At 60.1% G+C, this 21,289-nt stretch carries 17 protein-coding genes and 1 pseudogene; 12 read left to right on the forward strand and 6 right to left on the reverse strand.

Annotated elements, in window-relative coordinates; all coding sequences use genetic code 11:
- The 8 genes from NW839_RS03595 (at window position 1) to NW839_RS03630 (ending at window position 10,068) form a co-directional block, all read left to right on the forward strand.
- Window positions 1-684 (forward strand): hypothetical protein, encoded by a 684-nt coding sequence (locus tag NW839_RS03595; protein ID WP_414342254.1) that lies wholly within the window; start codon window positions 1-3, stop codon window positions 682-684.
- A 36-nt stretch (window positions 685-720) separates the two neighbouring features.
- Window positions 721-1,644 (forward strand): ABC transporter permease, encoded by a 924-nt coding sequence (locus NW839_RS03600; protein WP_414350693.1) that lies wholly within the window; start codon window positions 721-723, stop codon window positions 1,642-1,644.
- Window positions 1,645-2,004: 360 nt separating this feature from the next.
- Window positions 2,005-2,157 (forward strand): photosystem II protein Y, encoded by a 153-nt coding sequence (locus NW839_RS03605; RefSeq protein WP_414330801.1) that lies wholly within the window; start codon window positions 2,005-2,007, stop codon window positions 2,155-2,157.
- A gap of 34 nt (window positions 2,158-2,191) precedes the next feature.
- The gene (locus NW839_RS03610) at window positions 2,192-3,292 is read left to right on the forward strand and encodes an NAD(P)/FAD-dependent oxidoreductase (RefSeq protein ID WP_414350691.1); all 1,101 of its coding nucleotides are present in this window, start codon (window positions 2,192-2,194) and stop codon (window positions 3,290-3,292) included.
- A gap of 177 nt (window positions 3,293-3,469) precedes the next feature.
- Window positions 3,470-4,375, forward strand: a complete 906-nt coding sequence (locus tag NW839_RS03615) for a 6-carboxytetrahydropterin synthase (protein WP_414350689.1) — start codon at window positions 3,470-3,472, stop codon at window positions 4,373-4,375.
- A gap of 10 nt (window positions 4,376-4,385) precedes the next feature.
- Window positions 4,386-5,702, forward strand: a complete 1,317-nt coding sequence (locus NW839_RS03620) for a DNA double-strand break repair nuclease NurA (RefSeq protein WP_414350687.1) — start codon at window positions 4,386-4,388, stop codon at window positions 5,700-5,702.
- A gap of 119 nt (window positions 5,703-5,821) precedes the next feature.
- Complete coding sequence (treS, locus tag NW839_RS03625; RefSeq protein WP_414380474.1) at window positions 5,822-9,262, forward strand: maltose alpha-D-glucosyltransferase; 3,441 nt, start codon at window positions 5,822-5,824, stop codon at window positions 9,260-9,262.
- A gap of 47 nt (window positions 9,263-9,309) precedes the next feature.
- Window positions 9,310-10,068, forward strand: a complete 759-nt coding sequence (locus NW839_RS03630) for an SOS response-associated peptidase (RefSeq protein WP_414350683.1) — start codon at window positions 9,310-9,312, stop codon at window positions 10,066-10,068.
- Here NW839_RS03630 and dprA read toward each other — a convergent pair.
- Window positions 10,007-11,164 (reverse strand): DNA-processing protein DprA, encoded by a 1,158-nt coding sequence (gene dprA, locus NW839_RS03635; RefSeq protein WP_414350682.1) that lies wholly within the window; start codon window positions 11,162-11,164, stop codon window positions 10,007-10,009. The genes NW839_RS03630 and dprA overlap by 62 nt on opposite strands.
- Before the next feature lie 79 nt (window positions 11,165-11,243).
- On the opposite strand from dprA, the gene NW839_RS03640 reads away from it, so the two are divergent.
- Both NW839_RS03640 and NW839_RS03645 read left to right on the forward strand, forming a co-directional pair.
- Window positions 11,244-11,489: a hypothetical protein gene (locus tag NW839_RS03640; RefSeq protein ID WP_414350680.1), complete on the forward strand. Its 246-nt coding sequence runs from the start codon at window positions 11,244-11,246 to the stop codon at window positions 11,487-11,489.
- Window positions 11,482-12,936, forward strand: coding sequence for a sodium:solute symporter family protein (locus tag NW839_RS03645; RefSeq protein ID WP_414350678.1), 1,455 nt, complete (start codon window positions 11,482-11,484; stop codon window positions 12,934-12,936). Before NW839_RS03640 ends, NW839_RS03645 begins: the two co-directional genes overlap by 8 nt.
- A 24-nt stretch (window positions 12,937-12,960) precedes the next feature.
- Here the strand turns inward: NW839_RS03645 and NW839_RS03650 are convergent, their stop codons facing one another.
- Both NW839_RS03650 and clpS read right to left on the reverse strand, forming a co-directional pair.
- Window positions 12,961-13,785 (reverse strand): lysostaphin resistance A-like protein, encoded by an 825-nt coding sequence (locus NW839_RS03650; protein WP_414350675.1) that lies wholly within the window; start codon window positions 13,783-13,785, stop codon window positions 12,961-12,963.
- A 15-nt stretch (window positions 13,786-13,800) separates the two neighbouring features.
- A complete protein-coding gene (clpS, locus tag NW839_RS03655; protein WP_011432326.1) occupies window positions 13,801-14,082 on the reverse strand; it encodes an ATP-dependent Clp protease adapter ClpS in 282 nt (93 codons plus the stop codon).
- A 284-nt stretch (window positions 14,083-14,366) separates the two neighbouring features.
- On the opposite strand from clpS, the gene NW839_RS03660 reads away from it, so the two are divergent.
- Together NW839_RS03660 and NW839_RS03665 are read left to right on the forward strand one after the other, a co-directional pair.
- Window positions 14,367-16,094 (forward strand): alkaline phosphatase D family protein, encoded by a 1,728-nt coding sequence (locus tag NW839_RS03660; RefSeq protein ID WP_414350672.1) that lies wholly within the window; start codon window positions 14,367-14,369, stop codon window positions 16,092-16,094.
- Between the two features lie 250 nt (window positions 16,095-16,344).
- Window positions 16,345-16,704, forward strand: a complete 360-nt coding sequence (locus NW839_RS03665; RefSeq protein ID WP_414350669.1) for a hypothetical protein — start codon at window positions 16,345-16,347, stop codon at window positions 16,702-16,704.
- 56 nt (window positions 16,705-16,760) lie between these two features.
- Here NW839_RS03665 and NW839_RS03670 read toward each other — a convergent pair whose 3' ends face one another.
- The 3 genes and pseudogenes from NW839_RS03670 to NW839_RS03680 all read right to left on the reverse strand — a co-directional run.
- Complete coding sequence (locus NW839_RS03670) at window positions 16,761-19,055, reverse strand: glycosyltransferase family 2 protein (protein ID WP_414350667.1); 2,295 nt, start codon at window positions 19,053-19,055, stop codon at window positions 16,761-16,763.
- A gap of 49 nt (window positions 19,056-19,104) precedes the next feature.
- Window positions 19,105-21,042: a cellulose biosynthesis cyclic di-GMP-binding regulatory protein BcsB gene (locus NW839_RS03675; protein WP_414380476.1), complete on the reverse strand. Its 1,938-nt coding sequence runs from the start codon at window positions 21,040-21,042 to the stop codon at window positions 19,105-19,107.
- A 147-nt stretch (window positions 21,043-21,189) separates the two neighbouring features.
- A pseudogene (locus NW839_RS03680) lies at window positions 21,190-21,289 on the reverse strand (mannose-6-phosphate isomerase); the annotation flags it as partial.

Consider the following 21,289-nt stretch of genomic DNA (forward strand, 5'->3'; position numbering starts at 1 on the left):
ATGCTGAGGCGGGAGTTCGGCGGAGCAGGGGTGCTGGCGGGAACCTTTGGCCTCATCGACCCGCAGCAGTTGGGAATCCCGGAGACTTTGGCGGTGGGTTGGATCCCAGGGTTGAGCTGGGCCTGGGTGCTGTTGGCGCTGTTGTCATGTCTGGCTCTGGGGATCAAGGAGCGGCAAGTGCGGGCCCGCTGGCTGTACAGCTTGGGAGTGGTCGGTCTGGTTCTATTTGGGCTGGGCTTGCTCTGGTTTTATGGGGCAGTGGGGGCGGTGAATGGGGCGGCCCTGGCGGAAGGGATCCCGCCGGCTCGGTTGCCGTTGCGGCGGTTCAGCCCTTCTTTGGCTGGCTATGCCAGCTTTGCCTATGCCCTGCTGCTGTTGCTGCTGGGGCGGCTGCAGTTGCCGGGAGGAAAAGCTTTTTTGGTGCGGCAGCGGCAGATCATCGTACCCCTGAGTGCCTTGGGGGCGGCGGTGGCAGCAGGGGCGGTGGTGGTGGGGTTGCTGCGGCCCGGCTTAGGCTCCTCGCCCGATTCGCCTTTTTTTGTAAAGCTGAGCACCAAAGTGGACTTGATCACCTACACCTTTTCATTGCTGCAGGCGGCCTGTTGCCCGGCTATTTCACGGATCCCTTGCAGGCAGCCCAGGTGGAAATGGACTGCGATGAACGCTCAACTTGAGTACCTCTGAGCGGAGATCTCGTTTGCGCTGGCGCTGCGGAGCAATATGGCAACTCTGTTTTGGACTTTGATCCCGGCTACCCTGCGCTCCACTACCCCTCTGTTGCTCACGGCCTTGGGGGGCATGTACTCCGAACGCAGCGGCGTGGTCAATATTGCCCTGGAGGGGATCATCTTGTTTGGGGCTTTGGCGGCGGCGGTAACCACCCAACGCCTGGAAGCTTCCCTTCTGGCCCAGACTCCAGCAGCTCAGGTGGGTTGGATCCCTTGGGTGGGTTTGTTGGCCGGCGCCTTAGGGGGGGTGGCCATTGCCTTTGTGCATGCGCTGATGTGCATCCGCTACAGAGCCGATCAAATTGTCAGCGGCACTGCCATCAACCTGTTGGCCATGAGCGTGCCTTCGCTGGTGCTGCAATCGTTCTACGGCAACACCACCAACTCTCAAGAAATTGTCAATCGGCTGCCGCTGTGGCATGGGTTTAGCCCCTTGGTGTATCTGGCCTTTCTGTTGGTGCCAATCTCCTGGTGGTTGCTGTTCAAAACACCCTGGGGCTTGCGGCTGCGAGCGGTGGGAGAGCATCCTCAGGCTGCTGCCACCATGGGGGTGGATGTCCTGGGTATGCGCTACGCGGCGGTGCTGCTCTCCGGCCTGTTGGGGGGCCTGGCGGGGGCCTACCTTTCCATTGGCTTTTTGAACCAGTTTGTCCGCAACATGTCAGCAGGAAAGGGCCTTATCGCCTTGGCAGCGATGATCTTTGGCAAGTGGCACCCCTTCGGGATCCTGGGCGCGACGCTGTTGTTTGGGGCCACCGACGCCCTGGCCATTCAACTGCAAGGGGGAGATGTGATGCCGCCCGTGTTGATCCAGGCGTTGCCCTTTGTGTTGACGATGGGGGTTCTATCGGGAATGCAGGGCCGCGCCCGCCGCACTCGTCCGCTGGCTGCCTTGGGCAAAATCTACAGCAACTGAGAAAGAGCCCAGAATTAAGATCCAAGTTGCGGGCTTGGGCAGCAGTTAGTCAGGTGATCGGGGTCGATTGCACATCCCTGGTGGGTGCGCTAGTTCTGGACGCGATTCTCAGTGTGGGCCTGTTGGCTCCCGCCTTGGCAGCCCAGATGGGGCAAAGTCTAGCCGGTAGGGATCCCCATTTGGGTTTATTCTGGACTTAGCCATCTTTCCAGAGTTGCACCTCAGCTTATGCGGGATCCAGAGTCGAAAACGGTTTCACCCCATCGGGATTCTGGCGGTGGCCAACCCTGGAGGCTCTTGTTCCAAGCAGTCGGTAAATCAATCTGGTAAATCAATCTATGTTAGGGGGGGATGAAAACCATGGACATTGATCTCCGTCCGCTGATCGTTCTGTCGCCCATTGTTTTGGTGGTTGCCTGGGCTGCCTACAACATCATCAAGGCTGCCATCAAGGGAGAAGCCAAGCTCTTCGGCGAAAGAGGCAACAACCCCTTTGGCAGAGGGGGGAGCTGAACGTGCGGATCCGCTCACAGCCGGCAGGCTCAGTATGCTAGGTGAGGAGACCCAGGCAGCGGTAACCCCTTCCGAGGGAGCCCGCTCAACATCCGCCGATGTGATTGTCATCGGGGCGGGAGTGGCCGGTTTGGTGTGTGCAAGGCAACTGCTGCGGGCAGGGCTCCAGGTTCTGGTGCTGGAAAAATCGGCAGGCTTGGGCGGGCGCATGGCCACCCGTCGAGTTGAACATGCTGGGCAAACGGTGCCGGTGGATCATGGGGCTCAATACCTGACTGCCGATTCGGATGGCTTTTATCGCTGGGTGAAGGAGCTGCTGGGCCTGGGGCTGCTGGCGGAGTGGACGCGCTCGCTGCATGTGCTGGATCGAGAAGGGCTGCGCCCAGAGGATCCCAACGACGAGAAACCACGCTACGCTTGCCCCCAGGGCATGACAATGCTGGCCAAACACTTGGCTGCCCCGCTGTCGGTACACACCCAAACTCGTGTGGTCAGCCTCAAACCTTTGGTAACCACCTGGCAATTGAAAGCGGAGAACGGCCAATGCTACGAGGCTGCTGCCCTGGTGGCGACAATTCCGGCCCCCCAGTTGCTGCCCCTGCTCCGGGAAGGGATCCCTTCGGCTGAAAACCTGTTGCCTCTGCTGGAATCCGCCCAGTATCAACCCTGCCTTGCGGTTTTGGCGGGCTACTCTGAGCATACGCCGCCTTGGAAGGGGATCAAGTGCTTGGAGGATCCGATGTTGGCCTGGCTGGGACTGGACAGCAGCAAGCGCCTGCAGCCGCTCCCGCCTGTGGTGGTCTTGCATGGGGGGGCGGAGTGGTCATCTCTGTACTTGGAGGCCGGCCCCTCTGAGCTGGAAAAGGCCGGTCGAGAATTGCTGGCCCACGCAGCCCAACGGCTGGATCCCTGGTTGGCTTCGCCACAATGGATGCAGGTGCACCGTTGGCGCTACGCTTTGCCTTTGGAAACCACGGGATTGGCCAGCTTAAGCACCCGTGTGCCGGTTTCCGCTGCCGAGGGATTGCCTTTGGTTTGTGCCGGCGATTGGTGCGCCGGAGGGCGCGTAGAGGGGGCTTGGCTCTCAGGACACAATGCCGCCAAAACCTTGCTCGAAATGCTTTCTGGGAAATGAGGGTATGCACAGGCCGACCCGGTCGGCAGGGCAAGTGCCTGACCTGGCGCAGGACAGAGATGACGGCAAGACCACTGGGAGGGCAGGCTGAGGGCCGCTGAGAATTTCCACCCTCTGGGCCGGGGAGTGTGTCAAGCTAAAGGGTGGATCCCCCGGCAGATGCTCTCCTCTCCACTCATGTCCAGAATCTGTACAATCTACCGCCGTGCGCAATTTGCCGCCAGCCATCGGTACTGGTTGCCCGAACTCTCAGAAGCCGAGAACTTAGCCCGCTTTGGCCCAAATGCCCGTTTTCCCGGCCATGGCCACAACTATGTGCTGGAGGTGGGCATGAGTGGTGAGGTGGATGACTATGGGATGGTGCTCAACCTCTCGGATGTAAAGCAAGTGATCCGGCAGCGGGTGATTCAAGATCTCAACTTTGCTTATCTAAATCAAGCTTGGCCGGAGTTTGCCCAAACCTTGCCCACTACCGAGTTTATCGCTTACGTGATTTGGCAACGCCTGGCCGATGCCTTGCCCCTAACCAGCGTCCGTCTGTACGAAGATCCTGAGCTTTGGGCCGAATACCGAGGAGAAGCCATGCAAGCCTACTTGACTGTTGCCACCCATTTCAGCGCCGCCCACCGCTTGGCTCTGGATCACCTGAGTTTTGAAGAAAACAGCGCCATCTACGGCCTCTGTGCCCGTCCCCACGGCCACGGCCACAACTACGGCCTGGAGATCACCGTCAAGGGATCCATCGACCCGCGCACGGGGATGATCGTGGACTTGGCGGCCCTGCAGCGGCTGATCGAGGAGCAGGTGGTGAAGCCGCTGGATCACACCTTTTTGAACAAAGACATTCCCTACTTTGCCCAGGTGGTGCCTACTGCCGAAAACATCGCCCTCTACATCCAGCGGCTGCTGACTCTGCCCCTGCGGGAGCTGGGGGTGCAGTTGCATCGGGTTCGCCTGCAGGAGAGCCCCAACAACAGCAGCGAGGTCTACGGGGAGTTTCCGCTGGAAGAGCTGCTCAACTCCTCAGAAGGACAAGATGTGGCTTCTTCCGCTTCTGGCAGCCGTATTGCCATGCAGGGCTGATGCGGCCATCATGTTGGATCTGGTTAAGCTGAGCGGGCAAATTCCTGCCTTCACCCGGCACCTGCAACAGGAGTCGAAAGCCAGCCAAGAACGCCTCCGCCAAGCCTGGCAAGTTTTCGAGCGCTGGCAGCAGGAGCCGCAGGTTTGGCAGTCCCGCTGGGCCGAGTGGGGATCCCATCTGTCGTTTGTTTGCGCCAGCCCCGCCGAGCCGCCGGAAGCCTGGGGATCCCTGCCCAAGGTCGAGCCTCTGCAGGGGCGACACACGGTGGTGGCCACGGATGGATCCCAGATTTTGCCCAGCCATCACGAGATTGCCTACTGCTCGCTGATCAATGTTGGGCGCGTGGTTCTCCACTACGGCACCCAGGAGTGGCCGCTCCTGGACAGCCAGCCCCTGCTGCTGTATGGAGATGGGCCCCTTGCCCAGCAAAACCGCTCAGACTCCCCTCTCTCGGAACCGCGGGCAGAAGGGTTGCCGAGGGCCCCCCTTAACCGGCGAGACTCTCGCCCGCAGCGCGCTCCAGGTGAACGCAATCCTACCAGCGGCACGGAGTCCTCGTTGGGGCTGGAAGAGATATTGGCCTTACGACGCTCCCAAGCGGAACTGGAGGAGCTGGCTCGTTTGGCCCTGTCGGTGCCCCGTCGCCGCACCACGCTGGCGCTCCTGGATGGATCCCTAATCCCTTGGGGACTGGAGCCTCTGCCCCAGTCGGCCCGGCGCCCCTGGTTGGATCCCATTCTGGCGACCTTGGAGCAGTTGCGGGCGGCCCGCATTCCTCTCGTGGGTTACATCAGCGCCTCCCGCAGCAGCGAAACCCTCAACTACCTGCGCTTGGGGCTGTGCCCGTACCTGGGCTGTGACTGCTACCGCTACTGTCCCGGCGAGAAGTCTCCTCCCTGCCATCCCTTCGCCCCCCTGGCAGACCGCGTCTTTTGGGGATCCCTGCTGCAGCCGGGAGAGCGCAGCCCCCTTTGGCGCAGCGGCGCCAGCGTGTTGGACGCCTTCGGGGAACACCACGTCCACTGTTGTTACCTCAATGTTGGCGAGGGATCCCTGGGCCAAGCCGAAATTGCTCGCCTGGAGTTTCCCGCTTGGGTGGTCCAGGATGCGGAGTTGCTGCAGCGGGCTCTGGCAGGGGTGCTGAGCCAAGTGCACAAGGGCTTTGGCTACCCCATCGCCTTGGCGGAAGCCCATCATTTGGCGGTGGTGAGAAGCGGGGATCGGCAGCGGTTTTTTGCCTTGATCGAGCAGGAGCTGCTCCGGGCCGGCCTGCGCCACGTGGCCGTCTCCCGCAAGGAAGCCCAGAAGCGGAGTGGCATTGCCTGAACCGACGCCGGGGATCCCTGGCACCCAAGAGAAGGCTGTAGCCTATTGAGGGGATCCCCATTCAACGGCTAGGGTTGCCAAGGTGTCCCAATCCTGTCTCTGTTGCCGACATGACCGACATGATGATCCGAGCCCCTCTGCGCAGCCTCATCTCCCCCCTCACCCACGACCCCCTTTGGTACAAAGATGCAATCATCTACGAGCTGCCGGCACGGGCCTTTTTCGACAGCGACGGCGATGGCGTGGGCGACTTCCAGGGCCTGACCGAAAAGCTGGACTACTTGCAAGAACTGGGGATTACAGCCGTCTGGCTGCTGCCGTTTTTCCCCTCGCCTTTAAAAGATGACGGCTACGACGTTTCTGACTTTACCAGTGTTCACCCTGACTTGGGCACCCTAGAAGACTTCAAGATCTTTCTGGAGGCTGCCCATAAGCGGGGGATCCGCGTCATCATTGAGCTCATCCTCAACCACACTTCGGATCAGCACCCCTGGTTTCAGCGGGCCAGACGAGCTGCCCCCGGCACCCCCGAGCGGGACTTTTACGTTTGGAGCGATACCCCCGAAAAGTACAAAGAGGCCCGCATTATCTTTCAAGACTTTGAAGCCTCCAACTGGACCTGGGATTCAGCGGCCAAGGCCTACTACTGGCACCGCTTTTACTCCCACCAGCCAGATCTCAACTACGACAACCCCGCCGTACAAAAAGCCATGTTCGAGGTGGTGGACTTTTGGCTGAGCTTGGGGGTAGATGGCATGCGGCTGGACGCGGTGCCTTATCTCTACGAGCGGGAGGGCACCACCTGCGAGAGCCTACCGGAGACCCATGCCTTTCTCAAGGCTCTGCGCCGACACATTGACCAAAGGTATCCTGGCCGCATGCTGCTGGCGGAGGCCAACCAGTGGCCAGAAGATGCTGTGGCCTACTTCGGCGATGGGGACGAGTGCCACATGGAGTTCCACTTTCCCCTCATGCCACGGCTGTTTATGGCCATCCAGATGGAGGATCGCTTCCCCATCATTGACATCCTGCAACAAACCCCTCCCATTCCTGAAACCTGCCAGTGGGCCCTCTTCCTGCGCAACCACGACGAGCTCACCCTGGAGATGGTCACTGACGAGGAGCGGGACTACATGTACCAGGTGTACGCCAAGGATCCCAACGCGCGGGTGAACCTGGGGATCCGCCGCCGCTTGGCCCCCCTGCTGGGCAACAGCCGCCGCCGCATCGAGCTGATGAACAGCCTGCTGTTTTCTCTGCCCGGCACGCCGGTCATCTACTACGGGGACGAGATCGGCATGGGGGACAACATCTACCTGGGGGATCGCAATAGCGTGCGCACCCCCATGCAGTGGAGCGCCGACCGCAACGCCGGCTTTTCGCGGGCCAACCCTCAGAAGCTCTACCTGCCCATCGTCATCGACGCCGAGTACCACTACGAAGCTGTCAATGTGGAGGCGCAGCGAAACAACCCCCATTCCCTGTGGTGGACCATGAAGCGGCTCATCGCCGTGCGCAAGCGATTCCAAGCTTTTGGCCGCGGCTCCTTTGAGCTGCTCCACCCGGAAAATCGCAAGGTGCTTGCCTTTGTGCGAGCCTACCGCGGCGAGCGCATCTTGGTGGTGGCCAATCTCTCCCGCTACGCCCAGTGGGTGGGGCTGGATCTATCGCCGTGGGAAGGATTGATCCCGGTGGAGATCTTTGGCCACACCGAGTTTCCCCCTATTGGGCGACTGCCCTATTTCCTAACGCTAGGCCCCCATTCCTTTTACTGGTTTTCCCTTGAGCCCAAAACGGAGACCATCCACCTCAGCCCCAGCAAAGCGGAGGAGCAGGAACGCCTGGTCCCTCTGGTTGTTCAAAGTGGTAGTCCTCTGGTTGTTCAAAGTGGTAGTTGGGACAGTCTCTTGCAAGGGGAAAGCCAAAAGCAGCTGGAGGCAGTCTTGGCGGACTACCTCTACCGCTGTCGTTGGTTTGGCTCCCAAAACCGCCAGCTCCAGGCGATCCATATCCTGCAGGCTATCCCCTGCCGCCGAGAAGAGGAGTCCTTGCTGGGCAGCCAGATCTTGCTTCTCCAGGCCGAGTTTATCGAGGGCGATACGCAGCTCTACTCTCTCCCTGTGGGCTATGCCACCCAAGAAGCAGCCGTACACCTGCGCCTAGAGATGCCCCAGGCGGTCATCCTCCCTGTGCAAGTGGCCGGAGGGCCGGCGGGAGTAATTTTCAACGCTCTGGCTGACAAAAGCTTCTTGCTGCGGCTGCTGCAGCTAATTGCCCAGCAGGGCCGCCTGCGTCACCGTCAGGGAGAGCTCTGGGCCACTAGCTTTGCTGCCCTTGAGCATGACCTGGAACCCCGCCTCCTCAAGGCGGAGCAGAGCTACGCCTCCGTTGTCTATGGCAACCACTACCTCCTCAAGCTCTACCACCGGGTGGCCGAGGGGGTAAACCCAGAGCTGGAGATAGGCCGCTACCTGCTGGAGCACCATCCCCAGGTGCGCGTGCCACGGCTGCTGGGATCCCTGGAGTATCGCCGTCGTCGCGGGGCCCGTGGGTTTGATCCCGCCGATCAGCCCATTACCCTGGCCATTTTGCAGGAGTACATCCCCAACGAGGGAGATGCCTGGCACTACACCCTGGACAGCCTGGGGCAATTTTTTGAGGCGGTGCTGGTTCACTACCAAGAGGTGGATCCCGTGCCCGTGCCGCAGGGATCCTTCTTGGAGCTTTCCCAACAGCCCTTGCCAGAGCTGGCCTACGCCATCATCGGCAGCTACCTAGAATCGGTGCGGATCTTGGCCAAGCGCACCGCCGAGCTGCACATCGCCCTGGCTGCCGATACGGAGAACAAAGACTTTGCCCCAGAGCCTTTCTCCAGCCTGTACCAGCGCTCCGTTTACCAGTCCATGCGCAACTTGGTGGGGCAGGTGTTTCCGCTGCTGTTCGCGTCAGCGGGACGGAGTCCTTATAAGCAGCTCCCCAAGCTGCCGGAAGCAGAGGCCAACTTGGCTCGGGCTGTTTGCGACCAAGAAGGGGAAATCATGAGCCGCTTCCGCCTGATCCTGGAGCGGAAGATCACCGCCCTGCGTACCCGCTGCCACGGGGATTATCACCTGGGCAAGGTGCTGTTTACCGGCAAAGACTTTGTCATCATCGACTTTGAAGGGGAGCCGGCCCGCTCTTTGGGCGAACGGCGTCTCAAGCGTTGCCCCTTACGGGATGTGGCGGGGATGCTGCGATCCTTCCACTATGCTGTCCACACAGCTTTGCGCCAGCAACTGGAGAGCGGCTTGGTCTGCGCCGACCACTGCCCCGACATGATGCGGTGGGCCCAGTTTTGGCACCGCTGGGTCTGCGCGGGCTTTTTGGCCGAATATCTGCAGGTGGCTTCCCAAGCGGCTTTTTTGCCCCGCAGCCTGCAAGAGATAGAGGTGTTGTTGGACGCCTATCTGCTGGAAAAAGCCATTTACGAGCTGGGCTATGAGTTGAACCACCGCCCCGAGTGGGTGGAGATTCCCCTGCGCGGGATCTTGCAACTGCTGGGCATTTCCACCAAGGTTTAGGGGATCCTGTCGGCAGGCCATTTGGGGTGAGCGACTGGGGGACAAACATGTGTGGACGGTTTAGCCTGGCAGTGGCGCCAGAAGTGCTGATGCAGCATTTCGGCTTGCCGGCGGCAGCCCAAGAAAGGGCAGCTGTCCCCCGGTATAACATCGCTCCTTCTCAGCCGGTGCTGGCGGTGGTGGCGGGATCCCTTCAGCGCGAGGCAACCCATTTTCGCTGGGGCTTGATCCCCGCTTGGAGCCAAGCCGCCAAGGCCGGGTTGATCAATGCTCGTTCTGAAACGGTGGCCGAGAAGCCTTCTTTCCGCGAAGCTTTCCGCCGTCGTCGCTGCCTGATCCCGGCAGATGGCTTCTACGAGTGGGCCGACCAGGGTACAGGCAAGAAGGGCAGACAACCCTACTGGTTTCACCTGCTGGATCGACCGGTATTTGCCTTTGCCGGGATTTGGGAACGCTGGCGCAGTCCAGAGGGGGTGGAGGTGGAAACCTGTGCCATCCTCAACACCGCTGCCAACCGCCTGATGCGGCTTTTTCACGAGCGGATGCCCGTGATTTTGACGGAAAACGACTACGACCTTTGGCTGGATCCCCAGGTGCAGGATCCCAAGCTGCTGTTGCCCCTGCTTCGCCCCTACCCGGCAGAGGCCATGGTGGCTTATCCGGTCAGCACCCATGTGAACAATCCCCGCCACGAGGATCCCACTTGCCGTGCTCCTATCGGAGAAGCAGTGCAGGGATCCAGCCTCAGCGAGCCCGCTGGTAGCGCATCCCCGGCAGTTGTACCAGCCAGCCTTCCAATTCCATAAGCAGCAGGGTACTGGAAAGGGTGGCAATATCCATCTGGCTAGCCTGGGCCAGGGCATCGAGGCTGAGGATGCCCTCCCCTAGCAGCTGCCAGAGCAGTTGCTGTTGGGGATCGCTGGGGCCAGTGGACGAGGGCTGCTTTAGCACAGGGGATCCCTGGAGGAGGCCCAAGTCTTTCAACAGCTCCTCGATCCCCAGGATCATGCCGGCGCCGTCGCGGATGAGCTGCAGGCAGCCGCGGGCTGCTGCCGTGTCGATGTTCCCCGGCAGGGCATACACTTCCCGACCGTAGTGGTTGGCCAGGTGAGCAGTAATTAGCGCTCCCGAGGTTTCCGGAGCCTCCATCACCAAAGTGGCGCGGCAGAGGCCGGCAATGATGCGGTTGCGCTGGGGAAAATGCTCCTTGGCCGGTGGCGTGCCGGGGGGATATTCGCTGAGGATGGCCCCTTGGGCCAGGATGCGCCGGTAGAGAGCTTGATGGTGAGCTGGGTAAACTTTGTCCACCCCCGTTCCCACCACGGCCACCGTCTTGCCGCCGGCATCCAGACAGGCCTGGTGGGCAATGCCGTCGATCCCCGTTGCCAGCCCCGAGACCACCACACAGCCAGCTTCCGCCAGGGCAGCGCTGACTTTCTGGGTCCACTGTCGACCGTAGGCCGTAGGGGCGCGGGTGCCGACGATGGCAATAGCCGGCTGTTGCCAATTGGGACATTCTCCTAGGGCATAGAGAATGGGCGGGGGATCTGGCACCTCCCACAGCAGCGGCGGATAGTCCGGATCTGCAGGCGTGAGAAAGGGGATCCCCGCTTTGAGGGTTTCCTCCAGGATCTGCTCGGGATCAAGGCCAGGACGGGCAGAGACAATAGCCTGGGCCAGGGTGGGGCCAATGCCTTCCACCTGCCGCAGGGCCGGGGCATCCGCTTGCCAAGCCCGCTCCAGGGATCCAAAAAACTCCGCCAGCCGCTTGAGCCGGTGGGGGCCAATCCCTTTGATGCGGGCCCAAGCTAGCCAATAAGGCCGCTCTGGTTCTCCGCGCTTTGGCCAACGGAAAGGCTCCACCTTGCCGGCAGGATCTGAAGGGGAAGTGGAGAAAGACAATTTCAGCTCTGCGCAACAGTGGCTGTATCTTAAATAATCGGCAAAAGGAACCCGTGGCAAAAAATCAGGAGATGGGCAGATGTCAGGGTTGGATCCCGGCGGTAACCTTCAGGGATCAAGGCCCCTGCGGTTTGGACGGATGCGGCAGGCTTGGGTGTGGGGGTTTTATCCCCTGCTGTGGCTGTTGACCTGGGCAGGGATCCGCTCTGCCCAGCCGCAGGTATTGGGGATCCCTGCTTGGTACTGGGGGGCAGGGCTGGCCGTGCTGCTGCTGGTGCCCTTGAATCTTTACATTGTGCGCGTTTGCTGGCCTGGAGATGACTGACAGCATTTTAAGTTTGGGTGTGGTGGGGGTGTACTTGCTGCTGCTGGCAGCCATCGGCTTCTGGAGCTATCGCCACAGCGGTCGGGATCCGGTTAGCTACTTTTTGGCGGGGCGGGGTCTGGGATCCCTGGCTCTAACTTTGACGACGCTGGCCACCTTGCTCAGCGCCTTTACCTTCATTGGGGTGCCGGCAGATGCCTATACCCATGGCCTGGGAATCTTCTTGGGGGTGGGGGTGACCACCGCCCTCATTTCGGGGCTGTTTTTGTGGGTGGGCTACCGGGTATGGCTAGCAGCCCAACACTTTGGCTTCATCACCCCTTCGGAGTTCTTCGGCCATCGTTTTCAAAGCCCCCTGTTGGCGTTGTTGTATTGCCTGAGCGCTTTGGTGTTTACAGCCCCCTACATCAGCATCCAGATCATTGGCGGAGCCCGAACCCTAGCGGCTGTCTTGGGGGAGGGGATCCCCTACTGGCCCTTGGCAGTGGTGGTGGCCTTGGTGATCCTGGGGTATGTGCTCTTTGGCGGATCCCAGGCGGTGGTCTGGACGGACGTGGTGCAGGGGATCATCTTGATTCTGGGGATGGGGGTGGCCTTTGTTGCAGTGGCTTTCTCCCTAGGGAGAGAAGCGGGTAGCGAACTGGATCCCTGGCTGAGCTTGCCCGGCCCCCAAGGACGCTGGAGCTGGCAAGGGTTACTCGGCAATCAACTGCTGTTTTTCATGGCCACTCCCCTTTTCCCACAATTTTTCCAGCGCTTCTACATGGCCAAAAGTGCCCGGCCCTTCCAGACCCTGATGGTAGTCTGGCCGCTGCTGATTCTGCTGGTCTTTTTCCCAGCAGCTCTGCTGGGGGTTTGGGGCCGCCTGGCTTTTCCCGGCCTGGAGAAAGCGGACCAGATCATACCCCTGATGTTGCAAACTCTGCCCGGCGGCGTAGCAGCGGTGGTGATTACGGCGGCCCTGGCTGCTCTCATGTCTACAGCTGACTCCCAGCTTCTCACCGCCAGCTCCCTAGTGACGCGGGATCTGGTGGTTACCTTCTTCAGGCGCCAGCTTTCCCCCCACCAAGAAGAACAATTGGGACGCTGGGTGGTGCTGGGGATCGGTTTGGCCTCTTTTGCCATTGCCCTTAACCCGCCGGGGCTGATTGTGGAGATTGCCACCTGGAGCTTTCAGGGAAATGCCATGCTGTTCCCAATCCTGATAGCCGGTCTGTACTGGAAGCGGGCTACCCGCGCTGGGGCTGTAGCCGGGGCCCTCGTCTCCAGTGGCCTGACTTTAGGTTGGCTGTCGGGTCTGTTGCCGCGGGCTTGGACAGGGGGCTGGTTACCCGTAATCCCGGCAGTGGTGATCGGCAGTGGGGTGTTAATTGGCGTAAGCTTGCTTACCCAGCCGCCCAAGGAGCAGGTGACCGCCTACTACGAGGAAGGGCCTTGGGGAGAGTAGGTTATTCTTTATCGATCAGCTCAATCAACGCTTTTCCAGGTCTGCCGGTAGCCAGCCAGCTTGAGCCAGGCCGTTGAGAAATGCGAAAGTCCCTCCTAGAAAAAGCAAGCCCATCAGGCCCGCCAAGGGGTTGCCGCCGATCCCGGTCAGCCACTCGGGCACCCTGCCGGTGTACTCAATCCAGGCCAGATTGTTGACCCAGGCCATGCCCCATACCCAACCCGCGTGCAGCCCTAGGCTAAGGCCCAGCTTGTTTTGGTTCCAGACCCTCGCCTGCACCAGCAGCAGCCCCATCAGCCACAGTCCGGGAAATTGCGGCCAGGTGGCGAGAATCTCAGGCAAAGGCTTCAGGAAATGGGCCATAGCAAACAGGAAGCTGGATCCCCACACCGCAGTGCTGCAACCGTAGTCCAGCAGCATCTCCTGCAGCAGCCAGCCGCGAAAAAACAGCTCCTCCGCCAGCGCCACCCCCAAGCCCAAAAGCAACCCCAGCAACCCATAGACCAGCAGGGATCCCCCTCCTACCGCCCTCCAACTCAGCCAACCCAGGGATCCCTCCAGGCCCAAAAGCAAGAAAAGCCCCCCGACCCCGATCCCCAGGCCCCACAGGATCCCGCTTCGGCAAGGCCAACTGCCATCCAGTCCATAGGCGGCAAACCCGGATCCCCACAGCCCCAGCCAGACCAGCAGCAAGGCATACAGGGGCAGCCACAGGTAGGCTCGCGCTTCCGGAAAAAACCACCCCCCTAGCCCGACCCACGGCAGCCACGCTAGGAGGGGGATCCCCAAAAACAGCAACAGCCGCAGCGGCAAGGGCAAAGCCTTGAGTTTTGCAATCAGCAGGCCCACCCCAACCGCTCCTGCTTAGCGTTCCGGCTCAATGGAGCTGGTGAGGCCGTGCTGACGCAACTGCTCACAGTAAAACTCCGCGTGCTCCCGCGGCACCACGATCACCACAGCAACGCCGTTGTGGTGGGCTTCCAGCATGATCTCAGTGGCTTGCGGCGGCATCATCGCCGGGATCACCTTCACCAGCACCTGAACCACGTACTCCATGGTGTTGACATCGTCGTTGTGCAGCAACACCCGGTACATGGGCATGTGCTTCGGGGTTACAGAAGGCTTGACCAGAGTCTCCGTAGCCACGACGATCCCTCCTTCGGCAGGGTCAACAAGAAGTCTAAGGAACGCAAAACCGCAAAAATGGGGCAAAAGCAGGAAAAACTGTAATGAAATTTTAGCCTTCTCAGCAAGCTCTGTGAAAAGGCCGTGGGGAACCTGGGCGCAGGGGTCAGAGCCGTTAAACCAACCCTAACCCAACCTTCACCTGCCCACAACCTCAGCTTGGGGGCAAAGGTGCTTGACTAAAAAGGCGATTGGCCTTTGTTGCGGATCCCTTTACATTTGCCTGCGTCCCTGAGGTGGGCCCTATGAGTTCCCTGCGTTCCCGTCGCTTTTTCCTGCAGTTGCTGATGTTTGGAGGTGGGGCAGCCGCCCTGGCTGCCTGTGGGGGCACCTCCAGTTCCTCCATTCCCCCCCTGGGAGAGCCTGGATTTCCCCAAGGGGTATTTGCCGGGGATCCCACCGCTGAGGGGGCGGTGCTTTCCACGCGGGTGGTGCCGGCCAGCAGCGTGGATACGGTGCCTGTGACGCTGCAGGTGGCGGAAAATGCCGAGTTCAGCCCCATTCTGCAGCAGGTTTCGCTGACTGCCCGCCGCGTGGCCGGTCGCAACTACCGCACCGAGCCGGGCGACTACATTGCCCGGGCCGTCGTTACCGGCCTGAGGCCGGCGCAGCGCTATTTCTACCGTTTTGTCAGCGAGGGGCTTACCAGCCCTGTGGGCCAGTTCCGCACCCTGCCGGCTGCGGGCGATGGGCGGCCCATCCGCTTCTTGCACATTAGCTGCGCCAATGAGCCTCCTTTTCCCATTGGGGCAGCCCTATTGGCCGAGGTTAACCGCGGCGATATCGATTTCATCTCCTTCAACGGCGACACCGTTTACGCGGATCGCTTTTGGCTGGGGCTGGATCCCATCGGCAACCTGGAGTTTTACCGCAGCCTCTATCGGGATCAGCGGGATCCCAAATATGCCGGGCCGGAGTTCCCGCAACTGTTCAGTCGTACCTCCTTTGTCGTCAACTGGGATGACCACGAGGTAATCGACAACTACAGCGGCCAGAAGGCCCGCGGCGGCCGCGCCGTCCAGCTCAACGACACCACCGGGCAAACCCGCGATGTGGAAGATTTCAGGGTGCTGGGCTACCAGGCCTTTTTTGAGTACAACCCCATCACCCCCAACTTGACGGATGTGCCGGGGGTAGATAGCCGGGATCGGCTGTTTCGCAGCTTCCGCTACGGGGCCAATGCCGAAGTCTTTATCCTGGATCTGCGCCAGTACCGGGATTTGGCGGCGGTCACCCCCATTTTGCCCATTTTGCCTCCCGGCCTGACCCGGCAGCGTTTTTTGGAGCTGGCCGGCATTCGCCTCACGCCCGAACAGGAAACCCTTTTCTTCGGCCCACCCGGCTCCGAGCAAGCCCTGTTTAACCTGCTGCGCCGCACGCCCCGTACCCTCTTGGGCAATCCGCAGAAGCAGTGGCTGTTCAACGGCCTGCGCAACTCCACCGCCACCTACAAGTTCATCGTCAGCGAGTTTCCCATCACGGTGACCTATTTCCGCTCCAACGATGTTTGGGAAGGCTACTGGCTGGAGCGGCAGGAAGTCATTGACTTTATCGAGAGCAACAACATCCGCAACGTGGTGTTCTTGACCGGCAACAACCATGCCGGCTTCATCGGCCAGGTCAACCCCGGCAGCAGCAACCCCATCTGGGAAGTGTGGACCGGCCCCACCGGGCGGAGCGTTACGGCCCTGAGCATTGACGAGCTGGGCAATCAACTGGGGATCCCCAATGCCAGCCGCCTGTATTACCGGATTGTGAACGGCTTTTTGGCACCGGTGAACCCGACCAATCCGCAAGTGAGCGGGATCCCAGGGGTAACGACGGGCAACTTGCGCTTTTTGGAGCTGGCGGTGCCCAACTACAACGTTATTGAAGTGTCCGGCAGCCGCTGCACCATTCAAATCAAAGGCCCTACCGGCAGTGTTTTGACGGATCCCTTAGGGCGAAGGGGGGAACTGAGCTTGCCACAATAAAACCACAATAAAGAAGTCGGCTCAACCGATGAGCCAGCTGCGCCGGATTGTCAATCAAATTAAGGGATCCCTGCTCTACTCGGGATCCCTTTTTTTGTAACTCTTTTTCGCGATTTTCAGCATGAGATTCTTAAGATCCTTAACGTGATCTGAATCATTCGGGAGAAACGGATCTGGGTGCTAGAGTGTGGGCGTTGAGGTGGATCCCTGTAGAAAATCTATCTCCGTTTTTCAGTAGGAGGGCAGTCTTATGGCTTCGGTGCGGGGCTGGTTGGTGGCAAGCTTAATAGGAGCGGCCACAGTTATCGGGGGCGCTGCCGCCTGGGCTCAGAGCCGTAGTTTGTGGCTTCTTAATGGACAATCGACCGTAGTTACAGGCTATTTCTACCGAGGTGAAAACATCTGGGCGCAGTGCGACCAGGATTGCTTCGATGTGGATCTGGTGCTTTACGATGCCAGTGGTCAAGTGGTGGCTACAGACGAACTGTTGGACGATTTCCCCATCGTGCAGGCGCCCTACGAGGGCAACTTTTCTGTCAAGGTGATCATGGCTAGCTGTCTCCACCCCAGTGGTTGTGCTGTGATCGTAGACTCGGACTACAGCTTCTAGAAGGGTGCTGGCTGTCCTCACTTCGTCACCACTGCTTGGGAAACCGATTCAGTAGCCTAGGCTGCTTTATGAGCAGCTTCCTGGACTTTGGCATGGGTAAACTTGCTCAGCCCGTGGATGGTCTTTTCCCAGTAGAAGGGCTTGGTGAAAAGCTGCCACAGAGCCATGTAAGCTGCCATAGAGTGCAGTTGCCAGTAGATGGGGTTGAGCAGGGCATAGAAGGCCAGATCGTAGTACCCTCGCCGGAAAACGGCCACCAAGTTGAGGTAAATCCCAATGGCATTGCCCACCAGGAGGTTAAACAAGCCCAGATAAACCAGCCAACTGGGAAATAGGTTTTGCAGCCAATGGGCGCGGGTGAGCAGCCAGTAAATAAACAGCAGCCACATGATGGGGCTGGTGAGAAAGGTAAAGAAGCTGCCCCCGATAAAAAATTGGTAGGATAGCCAGTTTTTGAGGCCCAGCTTGCGCAAGGAGCGCAGGGGGTTGCGGTTGTGGACCAGCCAAGTTTGCATGTAGCCTTTGATCCAGCGGGAGCGCTGCCGGATCCAGTTTTTAACGGCACAGTTGGCCTCTTCGTAGGTGGTGGAGTTGATCACGCCCACGGTATAGCCGTGCTGGCTGGCGCGGATGCCTAGATCTGCGTCTTCGGTGACGTTAAAGGGATCCCATCCCTGCAGCTCCCGCAGGCGGTCAGTGCGAAAGTGGTTGCTGGTGCCACCCAAGGGGATCGGCATTCTGAGAGTTTCCAAACCCGGCAGAAGGTAATCAAACCAATAGGAATACTCCAGGGTGAACATGCGGGTGAGGAAGTTCTCGTTGCGGTTGAAGTAGTTGAGGGCAGCCTGGACGCAGACCAAGCTGGGATCCCCTTTCTGGAAGGCGATGACCGCTTTTTTGAGTTGATCTGGGTCAGGAATATCTTCAGCGTCGTAGATGGTGAGATATTCGCCACGGGCAAAAGCCAGGCCGTAGTTGCAAGCTTTGGGTTTGGTCTTGGGCTTGCTATCCGGTACCAGCAGCAGGCGCACGTAGCGGGGGGGCTTGGCAGCCCGGGCCGCCTCAATGGTGGCGCGGTCGTTTTCTTCTAGCAAGATGAGCACATCTAAGCGCTCATGGGGGTAATCCAGCTTGGAGAGAGACTTGATCAAAATCGGCATTACTTCCGGCTCTTTGTAGACCGGCACCAGGATGGTGTAGATGGGCAAGTCGCGATCATCCAAAGCGGCTACTTCCTCATCGGTAATCTGGTGGAAGCGATCGGCGGATCCCACTAGGCTGAGCAGCAGTTTGAACAGGATCGAAGCGACGTAAAAAAGATTGATCAGCAGCACCAAAATGGTCAGAGTCGTCCAGGGAGCAGTGGCCAACCCCAATAGAAATAGCAGCAGCAGGCCGTAGCCCACTGCAATCTGGGAGGGGGTAAACACCCGCGAGGCCGATTCTTCTGGCAGGCGGGCCATGAGCTTGTACACAGCTTCTTGGCTCAGCTTAGGTCCTTGATCCTGGCTGAGAAGCTGCGTGATATCCTGCTCGGTGCCCAGAACTTTTTCAATACGCAAGCCTGGCCGCCAAGCGTAGAGGATCTCATCCACCTCCCAGTCCAGGGGGTCATTCACCATCACCATCAGAGCATTTTCATCTGCCCAGGCTAGGGGGTAGAACAGGTGGCGCATCATCAGCTCAGGATCAAACTGTTGGCTCAGATTCTCCTCCCGATGAAGCAGCCCCGTTCCCATCAGTTGCGAGACCGTTGGGTAGCCCAGCAAATGGGCTAGGATGCTGAGATACTCGGGGGTGGAGAGGTAGCTCAGCCGGGTCAGCACCTGCCCCAGGCTGGAGCCGGTGCGGCGACGAATGGCCAGAAGATCCTGCCATTGTTTCAGAGTAAGCCGACTGCCTACCAGCTCTGCCGTCAGCTTGCGTTCAATGAGGGCGGTCAGAATCTGTTTTTCGGTGGCCGGGATCTCCCAAATCCGATCGGCTTCGGGGCAGAGGCGCTTGACATTTTGCCAGACAATGGGATGGCCCGGCTCCTCGGTAGCAACCACTACGGTTCGCGGGTCGAGCCAGCCACAGGGCAGAAAGCGCACCGGCACCAGATCGATAGGCTCGATCAGCCAAGGCAGCTCTAGGTCGAGGGGATGCTCGAGCAACCAGCTCCTCAGCTCGGGCCGATCCAAGATCTGACAGCAGAGGCGAGCAAACTGACGGGGGTGCATTGCCCTCAAGCTCCAGAGGGCCCGCGGCAGGGAACAATCAGCTTGTTTTTGATAGCGATAAGCCTTTGCCAACTGCTCCTGGGTTAGACAGCCTGTGCGCACCAACCAGTATTCGATAAGCGTTAACATAAGCTCAAAATCAGGTTAATTCTAGGCGAATCTTAGGTTCTCGCTTGGCTTAAGAGGGGGTTGGCGGCTCAGGTCGCCGGGCCAAACGTCGATAGGTGTCCCATGCCCCCACAGCCAGCAGGATGGCCAGCAAAAGCACCAGCCAAAAGCGGTACTGCCACAAAAGGAGCTGCCAGTTGAGGCGACCGCGGTAGCGCACTCGATAGCCTGCCGGCGTGAGATCCCAGCTCTGTACTTGGGTGAGATCGGGGGCAGCGGCATAGGCGGTGAGCACGTTTCCCTGTAGCTGGTTGGCCAGGCGGGTGCGCGGATCGGCAAGGCCGCGGCTGAGGCGCTCTGCCAAAGCCGGGTCAGATCCCCACCAGGAAAGCCAAAGGTTCGGCTTACCTTTCAGGAGAAAGTACTGCAAAAGGCCGAGGTTTTCTTGAGGCTGAGCGGCCAAGGCCACCTGCTGGTTGAGGGGATTGATGATTTCAAACTGGGATCCCAGCCGGATGGGGCTATTAAGCTCCACCTGATCTGGCCCAGCCACGATCACCTGCCAGGCAAAGTTCCCCGTCTCCAGGTTGGCTTCCTCTTTGGGCAAAACCTCAAGGGTGGGCAGCAGGGGTCGGGCAGCCAGCCGGCTGAGGGCACCGACCAGGTAGGCGGCAGCCGGCAGCAGTTGGGGATCCCCCAGCCCAACCCGTCCGGATCCCTGCAGCACCGCCGGGATCTCCTGCAGCTCGCCGCTAGGGGCTTGGTAGCCGCTCCAGAGAAGGCCAGAGCTATCCGAGCGCACTTGTAGGGTCAGCGGAGTCAGGGATCCCTGGCAATTACCGGGGCTGGCGCCATAGTCAAAGCGGAGCTCCAGTTGATTAAAGCGGCGCAACAGGCGGGTGGGTAGGGTAACGGTCTCGTTGAGCTGGGTGCGGCCTGTTAGGTTGTAGGTGCGCAGCAGAACGCCATTCAAGAACACGTAGCCCGTCAGGCGATCCCCCACTCGGCCATCCACCGGGTTCATAATGACGTCTAGTTGCGCCGCCAGATCCCGCGGTCGTCCCCCCAATTGGGACAGGTTGAAGTTGAAGACCAAAGACTGGCTGCCAAACCCCCGCAGCAGCGGATCCACGATCCCCAGCTCTCGCAGGCTGAGGCGGTTGGCCCTGAGCGCTCTCTCCAGATCCGCCACCCTTGTCACCTGGATGCCTCGGCTGACCAGCCCCGCCCGCTTCCATTCTTCATAGAGAGCAAGAATAGCTTCCCGGCGGGCGGCCACTCGCAGGCGGGATCCCTCTGGGGTAATTTGATGCTGCAAGTGGGGGGTGAAATTGGCCGGCTCTAAGATCACCTGTGCCCCCTGCTTCGGACGGTTGCTCCACAGGATGGGCGTTTGCGGAAACAGGTGAGAAAGGAGGCTGTACAGCCACAGAGCTGCTTCCGCCGTCTCAGAGGAAGGATTGGCCGGCACTACCAAAGTAACCTGAGGATACAGCCGGCCCAGAAAACCGGCCACCGTGGCATCAGGAACGAGGGGCGCCAGCTCAAAGAAACTATCCCGCCCTACCGTCAGCAGCAAATTGCCGGTATTCAAGTCGGCGCAAATATCGTCGCTGATGCTCAGGAAAGGCTGCACCGACAAGGTGATAAAGCGCTCGCCAGCGGCCAAGCTGGGGATGGGCACCCGCACCACCGGCTCCTGCCGCAGGTCCCGCACCAGAAAAAGGCCCATTAGCTCCTCGTTGATCAGCACCCGCACCGTGGACGTGGGCTTGAGCACCGGCGAGGGATCCAGGCGCAACTGCACAAAGCTGGCCTCGGGGTCAAGGCCGTTGAGGGGGGCAGGGATCCCGATATCTAGACGCGGGTTAGCTCCTTGCAGCAGCACCGAGCGGTCGTAGCCCAGCCTTTGCAGAGAAATGACTTCCGCTGCGTGGACAGCCGTCGGCCCGCAACACCAAAGCAAACCGGCAACCCACAAAGCCCACTGCCTTGCCTTCTGCGTCACCTTGACCCCCTCTTGCTTATCCCTCACTTGTCTAGTGCAGGCAAGCCCCTTGGCCTACCTGACCCAGGTTTGCCCGACATGCAGAAATCTGTAAGCTTTCGGGGTCTGTACGCACAAATCGTGGATTCGGATGCCCAGGGGATCCCTTTACTGGCGGGCGTAGTCATCCTCAAAGCGCACAATGTCGTCCTCCCCGAGATATTCCCCGTTTTGCACCTCGATCAACACCAAGGGAAGGGTGCCGGGG

The sequence above is a fragment of the Synechococcus sp. R5-15 genome, from assembly GCF_047462035.1.
GTDB lineage: Bacteria > Cyanobacteriota > Cyanobacteriia > Thermostichales > Thermostichaceae > Thermostichus.

Excerpts from the sequence above, each read along its gene's own strand:
- NW839_RS03595 (WP_414342254.1), top strand. The coding sequence starts at position 1 with ATGCTGAGGCGGGAGTTCGGCGGAGCAGGGGTGCTGGCGGGAACCTTT.
- NW839_RS03600 (WP_414350693.1), top strand. The coding sequence starts at position 721 with ATGGCAACTCTGTTTTGGACTTTGATCCCGGCTACCCTGCGCTCCACT.
- NW839_RS03605 (WP_414330801.1), top strand. The coding sequence starts at position 2,005 with ATGGACATTGATCTCCGTCCGCTGATCGTTCTGTCGCCCATTGTTTTG.
- NW839_RS03610 (WP_414350691.1), top strand. The coding sequence starts at position 2,192 with ATGCTAGGTGAGGAGACCCAGGCAGCGGTAACCCCTTCCGAGGGAGCC.
- NW839_RS03615 (WP_414350689.1), top strand. The coding sequence starts at position 3,470 with ATGTCCAGAATCTGTACAATCTACCGCCGTGCGCAATTTGCCGCCAGC.
- NW839_RS03620 (WP_414350687.1), top strand. The coding sequence starts at position 4,386 with ATGTTGGATCTGGTTAAGCTGAGCGGGCAAATTCCTGCCTTCACCCGG.
- treS (WP_414380474.1), top strand. The coding sequence starts at position 5,822 with ATGATGATCCGAGCCCCTCTGCGCAGCCTCATCTCCCCCCTCACCCAC.
- NW839_RS03630 (WP_414350683.1), top strand. The coding sequence starts at position 9,310 with ATGTGTGGACGGTTTAGCCTGGCAGTGGCGCCAGAAGTGCTGATGCAG.
- NW839_RS03640 (WP_414350680.1), top strand. The coding sequence starts at position 11,244 with ATGTCAGGGTTGGATCCCGGCGGTAACCTTCAGGGATCAAGGCCCCTG.
- NW839_RS03645 (WP_414350678.1), top strand. The coding sequence starts at position 11,482 with ATGACTGACAGCATTTTAAGTTTGGGTGTGGTGGGGGTGTACTTGCTG.
- NW839_RS03660 (WP_414350672.1), top strand. The coding sequence starts at position 14,367 with ATGAGTTCCCTGCGTTCCCGTCGCTTTTTCCTGCAGTTGCTGATGTTT.
- NW839_RS03665 (WP_414350669.1), top strand. The coding sequence starts at position 16,345 with ATGGCTTCGGTGCGGGGCTGGTTGGTGGCAAGCTTAATAGGAGCGGCC.
- NW839_RS03670 (WP_414350667.1), bottom strand. The coding sequence starts at position 19,055 with ATGTTAACGCTTATCGAATACTGGTTGGTGCGCACAGGCTGTCTAACC.